General features: G+C 67.6%; 1 protein-coding gene and 1 pseudogene. Both read left to right on the plus strand.

The features are described 5' to 3' along the window. A pseudogene (locus CCN37_RS37335) lies at positions 1-237 on the plus strand (ATP-dependent DNA ligase); the annotation flags it as partial. Positions 238-336: 99 nt separating this feature from the next. Beyond that, positions 337-546, plus strand: a complete 210-nt coding sequence (locus CCN37_RS37340) for a helix-turn-helix transcriptional regulator (protein ID WP_246843547.1) — start codon at positions 337-339, stop codon at positions 544-546. Positions 547-673 lie beyond the last annotated feature (127 nt).

The following is a 673-nucleotide window of genomic DNA, read 5'->3' on the forward strand; positions in this document are numbered from 1 at the left end:
GATGATCTGTCCACTGTGGACCCCAATGACTTCGATGTGTTGACGGTGCCCGGGATTCTGGCTTCGCGCGGGGACGCGCACGCGGCCGTCGACGACGAGGCGTTCGGCATCGAGACCGCGCTGGAGTGGTACTCGCGCGATGCCAGCGCTGGGCAGGGGGAGATGCCGTACCCGCCCGACTATCCCAAGATGCCTGGCGAGCCCAAGCGCGTGCAGCCGTCCAAGGCCCGCGACTGAGCTGATTGGAACGTTTTATCGGCGTGCTTGACGTGCGGCTCCGCCATGCGCAAACTGCTATTGAAAGGTTTCATTTCGGCGAGGTGTGGAGGGAGTCCGGTGATCTCCGAGCCGGACGTGGTGCTTGCCCACGAGGACCTGGTGCTGCTGCGGCTGCTGGCCTCCGGGCTGTCCATCGACTCCGTGGGGCGGCGGATGGAGCTGTCCGGGCGCACCGTGCGCAGGCGGACCAGGGCCGTGTGCGACCACCTCGGCGTCTCCACCCCGATCGAGGCCGTCGTCTGGGCCGCCCGCCGCCGCCTCGTCTGACCCCTTGTCCTTGGGCTCGCGCCCGCTTCGCCCGCCCGTGGCACCACCACGCGACCCCCAACGACCCGTTCGGTGCGTCCAAGGACCCGAATGACCTGTTCAGTGCGTTGAGGTGCTGAATGACTCG

It is taken from the genome of Allokutzneria sp. NRRL B-24872 (assembly GCF_002155965.1).
Taxonomy (GTDB): domain Bacteria; phylum Actinomycetota; class Actinomycetes; order Mycobacteriales; family Pseudonocardiaceae; genus Allokutzneria.